At 58.9% G+C, this 15,350-nt stretch carries 14 protein-coding genes and 2 tRNA genes; 8 read left to right on the top strand and 8 right to left on the bottom strand.

Going from position 1 to position 15,350, the window contains the following annotated elements:
• Positions 1–13 precede the first annotated feature (13 nt).
• Positions 14–445 (bottom strand): hypothetical protein, encoded by a 432-nt coding sequence (locus ACR0J0_RS10040; RefSeq protein WP_480663504.1) that lies wholly within the window; start codon positions 443–445, stop codon positions 14–16.
• Positions 442–1,248, bottom strand: coding sequence for a GMC oxidoreductase (locus ACR0J0_RS10035; protein WP_480663502.1), 807 nt, complete (start codon positions 1,246–1,248; stop codon positions 442–444). Before ACR0J0_RS10035 ends, ACR0J0_RS10040 begins: the two co-directional genes overlap by 4 nt.
• A 200-nt stretch (positions 1,249–1,448) precedes the next feature.
• Here ACR0J0_RS10035 and ACR0J0_RS10030 point away from each other — a divergent pair, with 200 nt between their 5' ends.
• From ACR0J0_RS10030 to ACR0J0_RS09995, 8 genes are all read left to right on the top strand, one after another.
• Positions 1,449–2,852: an MATE family efflux transporter gene (locus ACR0J0_RS10030; protein ID WP_480663500.1), complete on the top strand. Its 1,404-nt coding sequence runs from the start codon at positions 1,449–1,451 to the stop codon at positions 2,850–2,852.
• Between the two features lie 232 nt (positions 2,853–3,084).
• Positions 3,085–4,446, top strand: a complete 1,362-nt coding sequence (locus ACR0J0_RS10025; RefSeq protein WP_480663498.1) for a V-type ATP synthase subunit B — start codon at positions 3,085–3,087, stop codon at positions 4,444–4,446.
• Complete coding sequence (locus ACR0J0_RS10020; protein ID WP_480663496.1) at positions 4,424–5,029, top strand: V-type ATP synthase subunit D; 606 nt, start codon at positions 4,424–4,426, stop codon at positions 5,027–5,029. Before ACR0J0_RS10025 ends, ACR0J0_RS10020 begins: the two co-directional genes overlap by 23 nt.
• Entirely contained in the window at positions 5,026–6,822 is a 1,797-nt protein-coding gene (locus ACR0J0_RS10015) for a V-type ATP synthase subunit I (protein WP_480663494.1), read from the top strand. Before ACR0J0_RS10020 ends, ACR0J0_RS10015 begins: the two co-directional genes overlap by 4 nt.
• Entirely contained in the window at positions 6,819–7,262 is a 444-nt protein-coding gene (locus ACR0J0_RS10010) for an ATP synthase subunit C (protein WP_170476012.1), read from the top strand. Before ACR0J0_RS10015 ends, ACR0J0_RS10010 begins: the two co-directional genes overlap by 4 nt.
• On the top strand, positions 7,262–7,939 hold the full coding sequence (locus ACR0J0_RS10005) for a hypothetical protein (protein ID WP_480663491.1): 678 nt from the start codon (positions 7,262–7,264) through the stop codon (positions 7,937–7,939). Before ACR0J0_RS10010 ends, ACR0J0_RS10005 begins: the two co-directional genes overlap by 1 nt.
• Position 7,940: 1 nt before the next feature.
• On the top strand, positions 7,941–8,633 hold the full coding sequence (locus ACR0J0_RS10000; RefSeq protein ID WP_480663489.1) for a hypothetical protein: 693 nt from the start codon (positions 7,941–7,943) through the stop codon (positions 8,631–8,633).
• Positions 8,630–10,471: a V-type ATP synthase subunit A gene (locus ACR0J0_RS09995; RefSeq protein ID WP_480663487.1), complete on the top strand. Its 1,842-nt coding sequence runs from the start codon at positions 8,630–8,632 to the stop codon at positions 10,469–10,471. The genes ACR0J0_RS10000 and ACR0J0_RS09995 overlap by 4 nt, the downstream gene beginning before the upstream one ends.
• Before the next feature lie 11 nt (positions 10,472–10,482).
• Here ACR0J0_RS09995 and ACR0J0_RS09990 read toward each other — a convergent pair.
• The 6 genes from ACR0J0_RS09990 to ACR0J0_RS09965 all read right to left on the bottom strand — a co-directional run bounded on the left by ACR0J0_RS09990 (position 10,483) and on the right by ACR0J0_RS09965 (position 15,304).
• Positions 10,483–10,557: transfer RNA gene (locus ACR0J0_RS09990), tRNA-Glu, on the bottom strand.
• Between the two features lie 23 nt (positions 10,558–10,580).
• Positions 10,581–10,655, bottom strand: a tRNA-Glu gene (locus ACR0J0_RS09985).
• Positions 10,656–10,753: 98 nt separating this feature from the next.
• Positions 10,754–12,496 (bottom strand): single-stranded-DNA-specific exonuclease RecJ, encoded by a 1,743-nt coding sequence (gene recJ / locus ACR0J0_RS09980; RefSeq protein ID WP_480663485.1) that lies wholly within the window; start codon positions 12,494–12,496, stop codon positions 10,754–10,756.
• Positions 12,497–12,588: 92 nt separating this feature from the next.
• Positions 12,589–13,572 carry a class II fructose-bisphosphatase gene (gene glpX, locus ACR0J0_RS09975; protein ID WP_480663483.1) on the bottom strand — a complete coding sequence of 328 codons (984 nt, stop codon included), beginning with the start codon at positions 13,570–13,572 and terminating at the stop codon, positions 12,589–12,591.
• Positions 13,573–13,641: 69 nt separating this feature from the next.
• Positions 13,642–14,928: a homoserine dehydrogenase gene (locus tag ACR0J0_RS09970; protein WP_480663481.1), complete on the bottom strand. Its 1,287-nt coding sequence runs from the start codon at positions 14,926–14,928 to the stop codon at positions 13,642–13,644.
• Between the two features lie 127 nt (positions 14,929–15,055).
• Entirely contained in the window at positions 15,056–15,304 is a 249-nt protein-coding gene (locus ACR0J0_RS09965; RefSeq protein WP_480663479.1) for a hypothetical protein, read from the bottom strand.
• Positions 15,305–15,350: the final 46 nt, after the last annotated feature.

Below are 15,350 nucleotides of genomic sequence, written 5' to 3'. Positions count from 1 at the left end.
GCGGCGGGCGCAGTCAAGCAACGGAATACCCCTGAGCACCCAGCTGGTTTTGGCAGGTGTTTTGAAACGGGTCGAACAGCGCGACAAACTCCAGCGGTTTGCCTAGCTCGGTGGCCAGGATGACGTTCGTCGACGACGCAAATTTGTCCACAACGCTGTCGTTTATCTTGCCGAGCTTTTCGCTGACATACGGCAGGTCCTGCAGGCCGGCCCAATAGCCCACATCCAACATCTGGCCTTGAATGCCCTTTTCAAGAACGAACTCTTCGTAGGCCTGTGCGAACGCGTGTGCTGCCGGGTCATTCGCGATGTCTGGCCCGTACACGTCGCGGATAACTTCCAACGCATGCCGAGAAATACCGTGCCCCTTGATCGCCCTGTAAGCGACACCGGCACCAACGACGCCGACGCCCAATGCGATAACTTTGCGACGCGAAATCCTCATGACACTGCCTCCGATGCCCTGAGCGCAAGCGCTGAAACCGTCAGCGAAGGGTTGGCCGGTGGACAGGTTGGAAACGCTCCTGTGCCCAGCACAAAGACATTGGGCGCGGAATGAAGGCGCAGCCTGTCATCGACGACCGAGCCCTCAACAAAAAGACCCATACGATGTGTGCCTTGGATATGGGCGTCCGACGGTAAAAGACCGGTGACCGCAAGATCCTCGACTGTATCGGGAACGATGTCGGCCAAACCCGCTTTTGCCCTTTCTATGCCGCGCATGGCATAATCCGAATAGCCAGTCCATTCGATGGCGGGTTCGTCGTCTTCAAGCAGAACGCGGTTCTCGGCAAGTGGCAGATCTTCGACGGCGATGCGCATCTGGATGCGGTTGGCCCATTTCCCGCGCTCACGCCGGATTGATGCCGGGGCGTTTAGGGTTTCGATCAGGGCCGCGCCGGCCGTGCTGCGATCAATGTCATGATAGAAATGATAGCCGTGACCGGTTTCTGAGGTGCCGCCAAAAAATCCTTTGATGTTGGCAGTGTCGACATGAACGTCCACGACCGCCTGTTCATGCAGATTTTTGCCCAGCGCATCGTTGCGTATATCCGAGCGCTGCAAAATGGCAGCATTGAAAATGCCATTGGTACCCAGCGCGACAGTGCCCGCACGCAGGCGTGCTTCGGTGCCGTCTGCGCCTTTGACCCGGACACCGCGCGCGCCTTCTATATCGACCGCCGGTCCTTCGGTGCCGAAGAGGTAATGAACACCGGTGTGAGTTAGTTTCTCCAACCCGTTCAACATTGTGAACTTCGCGTCGCTGAGACAAATCAACCGAGCCAAGGGAAACTGGTTTTGCAGGCTGACGAGTTCATCCTAAGCTGGTTTTCTCGAAATGGATTACCCGGTCGGTGACACCGGAATTTCGATGGCGGCAATTTGAGGTTGCTGATCGCGCTCATTCACAGTCAGATCGCCGTTACAACAAAGGGGCGGACCGGCCAATGAAACAACAAACCGCGGGAACAGCCGTCTTTTTGACCGGCAGCCTGATGCGGCATGTGACCCGCATGTCGCTGACCACCAGTATCGGGCTGATGGCGATCTTTGCCGTGGATTTCGTGGACATGGTCTTCATCTCGATGCTGGGTAATGACGCGCTGGCGGCCGCTGTCGGGTATGCCGGGACCCTTTTGTTTTTCACTAACGCGGTCAATGTCGGCCTCTCGATTGCGGCCGGAGCACTTGTTGCGCGTGAACTGGGTGCGGGGCGGCCTGAAAAGGCCAGGCAATTCGGAACCAGCGTCGCCTTGCTGGGCATTCTGATTGGATTAGTCGTGTCCACCATCGTCATGATTAACCTGAAATTTCTGCTGTCGTTGCTGGGGGCGCAGGGCGAGGTGCTGCAATTGGCGGTGCGATATGTGTCCATCATTTTGCCAACGATGTGGGTGATGGCTGTGGCGATGGCCGGCATGGCCGTGCTGCGCGCGTATGGCGACGCGCGTCGGTCCATGCTGGCAACGATTTACGGAGGGGTCGCAAACGCGGTGCTCGATCCCATCCTGATTTTCGCAGTGGGACTCGGTCTGGACGGAGCAGCCATCGCCTCAGTGATCGCGCGGATCTGTATGCTGGTCGCCGCCGTCAGGCCAGCCGTTCGCGTTCATCGCGGTTTTGCCCGACCGTCTATGAAGCAGTTGATCGAAGATATCCATCCAGTGCGGGCGATCGCCATCCCTGCGGTTCTGACCAATGTTGCCACGCCGGTCGGCAATGCCATCGTCATCCGCGAGGTCGCGCAGTTCGGCACTGATGCCGTAGCAGGCATGGCTGTGATTGGACGGTTGATACCGGTGGCGTTTTCGGTTGTGTTCGCCCTGTCCGGCGCAATCGGTCCAATAGTCGGGCAGAACTTTGGGGCAGGGCAGTATGACCGTGTGAAAGAGGCATTTCTGGCTGGGGTGAAGTTCACCGCCGTCTATGTAGTGCTGATGGCGGCGGTTCTGTTCCTTCTGCGTGCACCCATCGCCGATTTGTTTCAGGCACAAGGAGAGACGCGGGCGCTGATCTATCTATTCTGCGGTCCGTTGGCCCTGGCGTCCTTCTTTAATGGTGTAATCTTTGTTGCGAATGCCAGCTTTAACAACCTTGGCTACCCGATTTATTCGACCTGGGTAAACTGGGGCAGGCACACGTTGGGAACCTGGCCTTTTGCGGTCGCGGGTGCCTATCTGGCGGGTGCTCCGGGTGTGCTGTTGGGGCAGGCGCTAGGAGGTGTCATATTCGCCGTGCTCTGCTGGGTTTTGGTCAGGCGTGTGGTATCGGGTCTGACTGCGCCACAAGACGTTGACCCTTTCGCCGGGCAAAGTCGGTTGCAATCACTTTTCGGGCGGCGCGGGTGGTGAAGCGGACAGGGCAATTGGCACTTCGACCGAACTAATTGTGACAGCATCGCAGGCGCTTTCAACGGCCGCCAAAGTAGGTTGTGACAAAAGTTTCCGGCGAGGTTTTACCGACCCAAACATCCTCAGTTGCCAATTCATGAATTCGTTGTAAGCTGAACCTATGATTACAGAAAACGCGCAGTGATTTCGCCGCGCCGATTTCAAAAAACTCTTTAACGACTGAGGATGAGCAATGTCCCGAAGTCTTTTGAAGTACACGCGTGTTCTTGAGATTGTCGGGGATACGATCAAGGTCAGGGTGCCGCTGGACGGATCGACCGACGCCGCGGTGCGTTTCAATGATCTGGCCGTTATCGAAACTGTGGACGGCCACAAGACGCTGGCACAGGCGATCTTTATCGACCGGGACGTTGTCACCTTGCAGGTGTTTTCCGGCACCAAGGGGATATCGACCGAGGCCACGGCGACATTCCTTGGCCACCCGATGCAAACGCCGTATTCGCAAAACATCCTGGGGCGCGTATTTGACGGTGCGGGTGTGTCGATCGACGGTGGTCCGGACCTGTCGTCCGAGCCACGTGTGGACATCGGAGGCCCAACCGTCAACCCCGCGGAACGGGCCGTACCCAACAAGATGATCCGTACGGATGTTCCGATGATCGACGTGTTCAACACTCTGGTCGAAAGCCAGAAAATCCCGATCTTTTCGGTTTCCGGTGAGCCGTTCAACGCGTTCCTCAGCCGGATCGGCATTCAGGCAGATGCAGATATTGTGGTGTTCGGCGGATTGGGGCTGATCTTTGACGATTACTTCACGTTCCGTACATCGTTTGAAGATGCGGGTGTATTTTCCCGCACTGTGATGTTCGTCAATCAGGCGATGGACCCGCTGGTCGAACGGCTGCTTGTGCCGGACATGGCGCTGGCCGTGGCAGAGAAATTCGCGGTCGAAGAGGGCAAGCGCGTTCTTGTCCTGCTGACCGATATGACTGCCTATGCCGATGCGATGAAAGAGGTTGGGATCAGCCAGGAACGCGTGCCCTCGCAGCGCGGATATATGGGCGACCTGTACTCGCAATTGGCCCGCCGGTACGAGAAGGCCTGTGATTATGCAAAGGGCGGTTCGGTGACCGTTTTGACCGTGACCACGATGCCGGGCAACGACGTGACCCATCCGGTACCGGACAACACGGGCTATATCACTGAGGGGCAGTTTTATCTGCATTCCGGGGTGATCGACCCGTTCGGCAGCCTTTCCCGTCTCAAGCAGAACGTGATCGGCAAGACCACGCGCGAGGACCACAGCCAGATCATGAACACCATGATCCGGTTCTATTCGGAAAGCCGCGACGCCGCGCAGAAACAGGCAATGGCTTTTGATCTTTCGGATTACGATCATCAGTTGTTGAAGTTCGGCGGCCTTTTCAGAACCCGGTTCATGGACATCAACGTCTCGATTCCACTCGAGGAGGCGCTGGATCTGGGCTGGAAAACACTGGCTGAGTGTTTCGCGCCTGAACAGCTGCTGATGAAGCAGGAACTTATCGACAAGTATTTCCCGAAGGATGCCGATGGCGCGGTTGCAGCTGAATAAATCGTCACTCGCCCGCGAGCAGACCCAGCTGAAAGGCTATGAACGGTTCCTGCCGTCGCTTGACCTCAAACGTCAGCAATTGATGGCAGAACGTGCCAAGGCGCGAGAGGACGTTCATCGCCTGCAGGATGAAGTGCATGAGCTGGCGCAAAAGATCGGTGAGAAACTGCCGATGTTGGCGCAGAAGGGTGTCGATCTGGATGGTCTGGTTGAGTTGAAGGACTACAAGGTCAAAGAGGTCAACGTCGTCGGCGTCAAAATGCCAGCGCTGGATCGGATTGAGGTTGCGGTGCGCCCGTATTCTTTTCTTGCCAAGCCGCACTGGGTCGATGCGGCAGCCAGTCTTTTGCATGACATGATCGAGGCGCGATTGCGCGTTAAAGTGGCCGAAGAGAGGGTCAAGATATTTGACAAGGCCGTCGCCACAATCACCCAACGGGTCAATTTGTTCGAAAAGGTCCTGATCCCCCGCGCCAAGGCCAACATCAAGAAAATCCGCATCTACCTGAGTGATGAACAGATGCAGGCCGTGGTGCGTTCGAAGATCTCGAAACGCAAACATGCGCAGGAGGCTGTGTCATGAGTGTCGCGAGGCTCAAGAAGTTGTCGCTGGTAGGGCCAACTGCTCATAAAGGCGAGACGCTCGAAGCGTTGCAGGAACTTGGGTGCATGCATGTCCTGCCTCTGGCTCCACCGCCCAGCGAACCCGAGAAGATCAGTGAAAGAGGTGCTCGTAACGCCTATAAAGCCCTGCGGTTTCTGAATGATGTGGCCGAACCCCGTCGGCAGATACAGCGTGATCCGGAATTCGATATGGAGCAGTTCGTCAGAGATGTTCTGGATCTGATGCAGCGCACCCGCGATATGACGGACCGACGGGATTTTCTGGCGAACCGGATCGCTCAGGTCCGTCCCTGGGGCGATCTGGACTTTCCGCCAGGCGATGTGCTGGCTGGCAATAGGTTGTGGTTTTACCGGTTGCCATTGAAGCACCGTGATGCGCTGGAAGTTATGGAATTGCCCTGGGCCATTTTGCAGCAGGACAATCGGTTCATCTACGCAGTTCTGATTTCACCCGAAGAACCTGATGACGACATCCTTCCTGTACCCCGAACTCACACCGGTTCGCTTCCCATTCACGAGCTTGAGGCGCAGCTGGAAGAAGCGGAGATCGCCATAGAAGCGCTGGATGCAGAGAGGGTCGCGCAGACGCGGTATCTGACGCTGATGCGACGGAATTTGTCAGTTGCTGAAAGTGCGGCTGAATTGGCCCATGCAACGCAGAAGGTACGCGACGAAGAGGCCATGTTCGCCCTTCAAGGCTGGGTGCCCGAGGACCGCGTTGACGCGGTGCTGGACATGGCTGGCGCCAAGGACGCCGCGGTTCTGATCGAGGAGCCCGATCCTGATGACAACCCGCCCACTTTGCTGGAACAGCCGGAAAAACGCAGCGCTGCCGTAGACTTGGCGCTGTTTTATCAAGTGCCCGGATACAAAGATTGGGACCCTAGTGTCATCGTCGCGGCGTCATTTGCGATCTTCTTTGCGATGATCGTTGCTGACGCGGGATACGGAGCGATCATCCTACTGGGCCTTCTGGTGTTTTGGAAACGGCTCGACGGAACGCCAGGAGAGCGATCCTGGCGGAGGTTCGGGGTGATCATCTCGGGCGCGACGATCCTGTACGGCGTTCTCGTCGGCAGTTACTTCGGTGTTTCGCCGCCTGACGGATCGTTTTGGGCCAAACTCAAACTGCTCGACCTGAACAACTTCGGTGCCATGATGTTGGTTTCGATTGTTGTGGGTGTACTGCATCTGGTTTTGGCCAACGCCTTGGCGGCCCGCGCGGCGTGGGGGCAGCGCAAGGCGATCGCCAACCTAGGTTGGATTGCGGCGCTGATTGGCGGGTTTATTCTGTGGCTCGGCTATATGAAGGGCAGTTCACTGATCCCCGGCGCGGTCCTGGTGGGTATCGGGGTTCTGGCCATCGTCTGGTTCTCTAGCGGCCTGCCCATCAACAAGCCCATAGATTGGCTTTGGCGCTTGATTGAAGGGCTGCAAAGCCTTGCTGGCGCGATGGGAGCTTTCGGGGACGTGCTCAGCTATATGCGTCTGTTTGCGCTAGGGCTAGCCTCAGCCTCACTGGCGATCACCTTCAACGATCTGGCGGTTTCGGTGATGCAGTCCCTCAAGGGGCTGGGTATTCTATTGGCACTGCTGATCCTGATCATCGGCCATGTTCTTAACTTCGCCCTCGCCATGATGAGCGGCGTCGTCCACGGTTTACGTCTCAATTACATCGAATTCTTTAAATGGGGTCTGCCGGACGAAGGCATCGTCTTTCGCCCGTTTGCCCGCAAGGAGGTTCAGGAATGAATGAGCTTGTTTTGACTTTGGGTTGGCTGGGCATCTATGCGCCGATGGCGCTGGGTGCAGCTGCAAGCGCCATTGGCTGTGCCATTGCCGGGCAGGCCAGTATTGGGGCGATGACGGAAACCGATGGTGGATATGGCCGCTTTGTTGGCGTGTCGGCCTTCCCATCGACGATGGTCATCTATGGCATCGTCATCATGTTCACCCTGAACCGGGACGTGACGCCCGAAAACGCGGGCGGCTTGTTCGGGATCGGTATCCTGTCGGGGATCGCGCTGATGTACTGCGGTATTTGGCAGGGCAGGGCATGTGCTGCGGCGATTAATGCCACCAAGGAAAAGCCCGAGATCTTCGGCCTTGCACTGGCTCCGGCAGCGATCATCGAGGGGTTTGGTGTCTTTGCCTTCGTCTTTGCTCTGGTCATCAGCGCGGGGATCAGCTGATGGCACAGGATGGCATGATTTCTCATGGCGTAGATGCCCTGATCGACAAGCTGCGCAATGACGGCGTAGCGGCCGGTCAGGCAGACGCTGACAAGCTGCGCGCCGAGGCCAAGGCTGAAGCCGCCAAAATTCTGGCGGATGCAAAGCGTGAGGCGGACGACTATCAGAAAAAGGCCCGTACTGAATCCGACAATTACCGTTCGGCCGGTGAAGAAGCGTTGAACACCGCCATGCGGGATGCGGTCCTGACCATGAAGGGTGGATTGACGGATCGGTTCCGCGAAGATGTCGAGCGTCTGGTCACCAAGGAAATGGCCGACCCGGATCTTTTGAAACAGATGATCCTTGAAGTGGTTGGACGTGAATCCGATGGCGTCAACTTGGATGGCAAAGTGCAGGTCATTCTGCCGGCCAAGGTCGCGACGCAAGAGGACATCAAGCAAAACGCTGATGACATCCAGTCAGGCAAGCTGACCAAGTATGTCCTTGGATTGACGGCCGAGATGCTACGCGAACAGGTCGAACTGCACGCATCGGATGATACGCAAAGCGGCATCCGTGTGCGAGCCGAGGATCAGGGTGTGGTTCTTGACCTGACGGACAAGGCCGTCGCGTCGCTGCTAATGGAGCATCTGCAGCCGCGGTTCCGTGCCGTGCTGGAAGGTGTGATCCGCTGAGATGTCGGACCCTGACGCCTATATCGCCCTGATCAGCAGCCTTCCGGGCTCTGAGCGGTTATTCGTCGCCAAACAGCCTCCGTTGTCGCGGCTACGGTTGGATCGCCGCATGAAAGCGCTGACGCCTGAGGACGCCCGTGTCCTGAATGTCATGGAAAATGCCCTGAACTGGAGCGCGTATGATATGGACGTCACCGACGCGCAGGCCGTTCAGAGGTGCAAACAGGCTCTGGCCGAAATCCCGCAACCGACGCTGCGCGATGTGTTTCTTGAGCGCATGGACCTTCGGACCGTCGTCGCTGCGCTGCGCTTGCGCGGGCAGGGGGGAGATCCGCCAATGGGGTCTTATGGTTTTGGACGCTGGAGCCGTCACATCTGTGCCAACTGGGGCGACCCGGATTTCCGCCTTTCGGTGCCGATGCCATGGATCAAAGAAGCGCGTCAGTTGCTGGAGGTCGAGGACCCGTTGGGCCTGGAACGGTTGCTTTTGTCCGTCAGCCACAAGCAACTGAGACGCCACGCTGGCCGCCACCTGTTCGATTTCGAAGCGGTGGCAATCTACGTTCTGATCTGGAACATTTTTGACCGCTGGGCCCAAAGCAACGCTCAGGATGCAGCAGCCAGATTCGAGAAACTGGCCCAACAAGCCATGGCCAATGTCGCAGATTTCGATTTTGAGAGAGTAAGCGCATGACTGCCCAAACACCCCCGGTTCAAACCGCAACCGCCCGTGTCGTCTCGGTCCAGGAAGGGCTGGTGCAAATTCAGGCCAACCCGGATGCTGCCGGAGTTCCGGGGCAATTGGTCAAGAACGAGGTGGTCTTCATCCTTCCCACTCGGCCAGGCCCCGGTGGACGGCAGGAGCGGCTGAAGGCGGAGGTGCTGCGCGTGCGCGGCGATACGGCCGACGTTCAGGTTTATGAAAGCACCGACGGCGTGGCCGTTGGCGACCCGGTGGAGCAATCGGGGCAACTGCTCTCGGTAGAGCTTGGGCCGGGGCTGTTGGGTCAGGTGTTTGACGGTTTGCAGTCACCCTTGCCCAAGGTCGCAGCCGAGTTCGGGACGTTCCTGCCACGCGGTGCCGACGTTGCTCCGCTGGATGATCAAGCGAAGTGGTCGTTCACGCCATCGGTCAAGGTTGGGGATACGGTCACGGCGGGCGACAGCATCGGCACCGTGCCCGAGGGGCGGTTCACCCATAAGATCATGCTGCCATTCAATTGGGTCGGCGATTACAAGGTCGTCTGGGTTCAGAAAGGCGCCGCTTCGATCCACGAAATCGTTGCGCGCCTGGAGGATGAGCAGGGCGGTGAGCACACCCTGACCCTATGTCAGAAATGGCCGGTACGGCGACCTTTGCCCGAAAGCATCCTGAAACGTGCCTTGTCCGAGCGTTTGTATCCGACCGAACCAGTGCTGACTTCACAACGCCTGATCGACACGTTCTTTCCCATCGCGCGTGGCGGAACGGCCTGTATTCCTGGTCCGTTTGGTGCCGGTAAAACCGTGCTTCAAAACCTGATCGCGCGGAATTCGAAGGTCGATATCGTCATCGTTGTGGCCTGCGGGGAACGGGCCGGCGAAGTGGTGGAAACGATCCACGAATTCCCCAAGATGACCGACCCAACCTCGGGCGGCAGCCTTATGGACCGGACGATCATTATATGTAACACCTCCTCGATGCCCGTGGCGGCGCGCGAGGCGTCGATCTTCACCGGGATCACGCTTGGCGAGTATTACCGCCAGATGGGCTATGACGTGCTGCTGATCGCCGATAGCACCAGCCGTTGGGCGCAAGCCATGCGCGAGACATCGGGCAAGCTTGAGGAGATTCCCGGCGAGGAAGGTTTTCCAGCCTATCTGGAGAGCTCGATCAAGGGGCTATACGAGCGCGCAGGCGCACTGAAAACCAACGATGGCGATCTGGGCAGCCTGACGCTGATCGGCACAGTTTCACCCGCGGGTGGCAACTTTGACGAGCCGGTGACGCAGTCGACACTCTCCACAGTGAAGTGTTTCCTTGGCCTTTCTTCGGAGCGTGCCTACAAGCGGTTCTATCCGGCCGTCGACCCGATGCTCAGCTGGTCGCGATACACGGATCAGCTTTCGGATTGGTACGACAAGAATGCAGAACCCGGCTGGACCGGTAAGGTGCGTGATCTGCTGGCGCTGATTGAAAAGGGTGAGCAGGTGGACCAGATGATGCAGGTCACCGGCGAAGAGGGCGTCACTATTGAGGACTTCGTGACCCAACAAAAAGCACTGTTCGTGGACATGGTCTATTTGCAGCAGGACGCGTTCGACAAGGTGGATGCAACGGTTCCGCTGGAGCGTCAGAAGATGACGTTCAAACTGATCTACGATGTTACTCAATCAACCGCGAGCTTTACGGACAAGGCCGAGGTACGGCAGGTGTTCACTCAGCTCACCGGGTTGATGAAGAACTTTCACTATGCCGCAGAAAATACGCCGGAATTCAAATCCCTGTGGGGTCAGATACAAGACCTGTGTCGAGAAAAATTCGGAGTGTAGATGAGGAGAAGTGGTAGCCCGTAGGGGAATCGAACCCCTCTTTCCAGGTTGAAAACCTGGCGTCCTAACCGATAGACGAACGGGCCATCTGAAATGGCGCAAGCACAAGTGGTAGCCCGTAGGGGAATCGAACCCCTCTTTCCAGGTTGAAAACCTGGCGTCCTAACCGATAGACGAACGGGCCACGCTGGCTTGTGGAGGGCCTTTTACGGTTTACCTCTGACCCCCGCAAGTCGAAAAATGCAGGGATGTGAAACTTTTTTGGCGCGGCCGGAAAAGAGCTCAGTTTGCCTCTGCCGCGTCCTCTAGCCTCAGTTGAACACTTTGCCGCCCGCCCCATGTGTTCACCTCAAGTCGCCCGGCGAAATGGAACCGGGCGCCACCGTGATTGGATAGCCGTTCACCCATCGGTCCGTCAAAAGCACCAAAGGCGATCGCGTCCAGTCCCGCGCCCATGCCGTCCGACAAAGACAGCTTCAGGTGCGATTCTCCCACGCGTTTGGCAAAGCGGACCTGTAAGTCGGATAGAGCGTAGCGCGGGGCAGGGGCACTTGCCCCAAATGGCCCTGCCTTTTCGATCTGTTCGATCAAGTCAACCGAGGCAGCGCCGGGCATCAGCGCACCGTCCAGCTTCAGGTCCGCCGGTCCGCCTTGACCCGCACCCTGCTTGGCCAGCAATTCGCTTAGGCGTTCCATGGCCGGCTCCAACTGGTCCCGCATTACGGTTAGCCCTGCCGCCATCTTGTGGCCGCCGCCTTTGACCAAAAGCCCCTCAGCCGCCAACCTCTGGATCGACGCTCCCAGATCAACGCCCGAAACCGAGCGGCCCGATCCTTTACCCTCATCCCCGTCAAAGCCGATTACGATGGCGGGTCTGTTCGCACTTTCCTTGAGACGGGACGCCACGATCCCGACGACTCCAGGATGCCAACCTTCGCCCGCAGCCCAGACCAGCGGCGCATCCAGCCCGCGCTCTTCGGCCTGTTCCAACGCTGCCGCGCGCACCGCATTCTCAATATCACGTCGTTCGGTGTTCAGTTCGTCCAGCCTGTTAGACAATGCCTCCGCCTCGGTCATCGAGTCGGTGCTCAGCAGGCGTGCCCCCAGATCCGCCTGACCGATCCGCCCACCCGCATTGACGCGCGGCCCCAGGAGGAAGCCCAGATGGTAGCTGTTGGGGGCCGAATCCATACGTGCCACATCCGACAACGCGACCAACCCCGGTCTTTGCCGTTGCGCCATGACTTTCAGACCTTGCCGGACCAGCGCCCGGTTCGCGTCAATCAAGGGGGCCACGTCTGCAACAGTCGCAAGGGCCACAAGATCCAGCAAACTGATCAGGTCCGGGCCTTTTACCCCGGCCTCGCGCAACTGTCGGCCAGCCTCAACCAACATCAGGAACACGACACCCGCTGCGCAGAGATAACCCAGATCGCCGTTTTCATCCTGCCGGTTAGGGTTCACCACCGCAACGCAGTCGGGCAGCGTCTCCCCCCCAAGGTGGTGGTCCAGCACGATGACGTCTGCGCCCTTCGCCGCCGCAATTGGTTCGTGGCTGAGCGTTCCACAGTCCACGCAGATGATCAGGTCATGCGCAGCCGCCAGTTCCTGCATCGCGTGTACGTTCGGCCCATAGCCCTCATCAATCCGGTCTGGAACATACAGCGTAGCCTGCAGCCCCATCTGACGCAGCCAGACCAGCAGCAACGCCGCCGAGCTGCCGCCATCCACATCGTAATCGGCAAAAACCGCAATCCGCTGCTTGTTCCGGACAGCTTCCAGAAAGCGCGTCGCGGCCTTCTCCATGTCCTTCATGGCCCGGGGATCAGGCAGCAGTTCCTTCAGCTTGGGGTCCAGAAAACTCTGCGCTTCCATGGGGGGCACGCCGCGCCGCGCCAGAACCTGACACACCGCACGTGGCAGGCCCGCCTGTTGCACCAGCATTTCCGTAGCCCGTTCGACCTCGGCCTCCGGTCCGACCCAACGCCGCCCTGTCAGTGACTGCTCAACCCCTAAGAAACTCATGCCTGCCCTCATATGCCAAGGCCGGACCCTCTCGGACCCGGCCTCTTCACCTATTTACAGATACTCTCGCCGAAGGCAGCGGCGCAAGCCGCTTATGCCTCGTTGTGCGGCCACATGGGGGTACGGTAGGACATACGGCGTACCGATCCGGTCTTGGACCGCATCAGCAGGGTAGTGGTTTCGACCCAACCCGGCTCGCGCTTGATGCGCGGCAGCAGAGAGCCACCTGTCACACCGGTTGCGGCAAAGATCACATCAGCCGTCACCATCTCATCGCGGGTATACACACGGTCCAGATCGGTGATGCCCGCCTTGGCGGCCCGACCACGTTCGTCGTCGTTGCGGAACAGCAGGCGGCCAAAGATCTGGCCACCCATACATTTCAGCGCAGCCGCTGCCAGAACGCCCTCGGGCGCACCACCTTGGCCCATATACATGTCGATGCCTGTCTCTTCGCTTTCGGCGCAGTGCATGACGCCCGCCACGTCACCATCGGTGATCAGACGGATCGAGGCACCGGTTTCGCGCACTTCGGCGATCATCGCCTCATGACGTGGGCGTTCCAGAATGCAGACGGTGATATCGGCCGGCTCACAGCCTTTGGCATTTGCCAGAGCTTCAACGCGTTCGCGCGGGCTCATGTCCAGATTCACGACGCCTTCGGGAAAGCCCGGACCGATGGCCAGCTTGTCCATGTAAACATCCGGCGCGTGCAGCATCGAGCCGCGTGGGCCCATTGCGATCACGGTCAGCGCGTTCGGCATATCCTTGGCGGTCAGCGTGGTGCCTTCCAGCGGGTCCAGAGCGATGTCCACACCGGGGCCGCTGCCCGTACCCACTTCTTCGCCGATGTACAGCATCGGCGCTTCGTCGCGCTCGCCTTCGCCGATGACGACAACACCGGCGATGTCCAGCAGGTTCAGTTGCTCGCGCATCGCGTTCACCGCCGCCTGATCCGCAGCTTTTTCGTCGCCACGTCCGACCAGCGAGGCCGAGGCCAGTGCAGCCTGTTCCGCGACCCGTGCTAGGCCCAGAGACAACAGGCGGTCGTTGAAATCGATTTTGGCAGCGCTCATTTTAGATATCCTCAGGTCAATAAAGGCGTTTCATCGGGCATAGCCTGCGTTTTGGGCAGGCTGCAAGGGTCAAACCTCTTCAATCCGCAGTGCAACGGGCTCACCCGATACAACATCGGTCGCGCGGAGGCCTTCCAAAGCAACGTCCAGCGTCGCGCGCGTGGTTTTGTGTGTGACGATCAGCACCGGCGCTGTGGCTTCTGTGTGCCCGTATTGGCGCATCCGATCAATTGAGACGCCGGCATCGCCCAGAATGGCGGCCACTTTGGCCAGCGCCCCCGGTTTGTCGAACAGCGCCAGACGCAGGTAATAGGGGGCGGGCAGACCGGTGATTGCGGGCTTGGCATCTTGTAGCGTGGTCGCCGGACGGCCGAATGTCGGGATTTGCAGCCCGCGCGCCAGATCGCACACGTCGCCCATCACGGCACTGGCCGTTGGGCCTTCGCCTGCGCCGGGGCCGCGCAGGACAACCTGCTCAACCGCATCGCCTTCGATCACCACCATATTGGTGCCGCCTTCCAACTGCCCCAAGGGCGAGCCGCTGGGCACGAGGCATGGCTGCATCCGCTGTTCCAGCCCGCGCGCCGAGCGCTGAGTAACGCCCAGCAGCTTGATGCGATAGCCCATGTCGTCGGCTTGGTGAATGTCATCCAGGCTGATCTGCTGAATGCCTTCGATCTGGATGCCGTCGAAATTCGGCTTGGTGCCAAATGCGATCGAAGACAGCAGCGCCAGTTTATGCGCCGCGTCGATACCACCCACGTCAAGGTTTGGGTCAGCCTCAAGGTAGCCCAGTTCGGCGCATTCCTCGAACAGAGCGTTATAGCCTAGCTCCTGTGACTGCATTCGGGTCAGGATATAGTTGCAGGTGCCATTCATCACGCCCATGACGCGAGTGATCTCGTTGCCTGCCAGACCTTCGGTGAGGGACTTAACTACCGGGATGCCGCCAGCGACGGCGGCCTCGAAACGGATTACGCGGCCTGCGGCCTCGGCCTTTTCGGCAAGTTCCTGACCATGGATTGCCAGGAGTGCCTTGTTTGCTGTCACAACATCTTTGCCAGCGGCCAGCGCCGCCTCGACCGATGCTTTGGCGGCACCGTTTTCGCCGCCCATCAGTTCAACAAAGACGTCAATATCATCGCGTTTTGCCAGAGCGACGGGATCAGTCTCCCACGCGTAATCCGACAGGCTCACGCCGCGGTCCTTGTTTGCGTCGCGCGCGGAAACAGCGGTGATTTCGATCGCACGGCCTGTACGCGCCTGCAGCAGATCGGCATGGCGGCGCACGATCCGCACGACACCCACCCCAACTGTTCCCAAGCCCGCAATTCCCAGCCGCAGCGCCTGTGTCATCCCGTGGGTTCCTTTCCGCTCGAATTTCTGTGGTTTCGGGCTGTCCGCCCGTTCATCGGTGCCTTAACGGGTTCAGCGCCGGGGCGCAATCCGAGACAGCGGATACAGGCGTTTGAATTGATGAAGGCTAGTTTATTTCGGCATTTTGCAGCGCTTCGGCCTTTTTCGCCAGCGCTTCGCTGCGCGCCGTCAGATCCTCTTCGACCTCAGCCGCTTCGCTCACGGGGTCCACTGGCGGGCCCAGAATGTCCTGAACCGGGATCAGCTTAGGGTACGCTGCCGAACGCACATTCGGCAGCTCACGCCCTTCCAACTCCGGAAAGTCGGCGCACGCTGCGCAAGTCAGAAACAGAACCAGCAATGGCAGGGGTTTCATCCAGAACCCTTTCAATGGCGACTGACACCGTGATGCACCTTTTGCG

It is taken from the genome of Ruegeria sp. BF12, from assembly GCF_056538705.1.
This window is presented reverse-complemented; position numbering and strand designations above follow the sequence as displayed.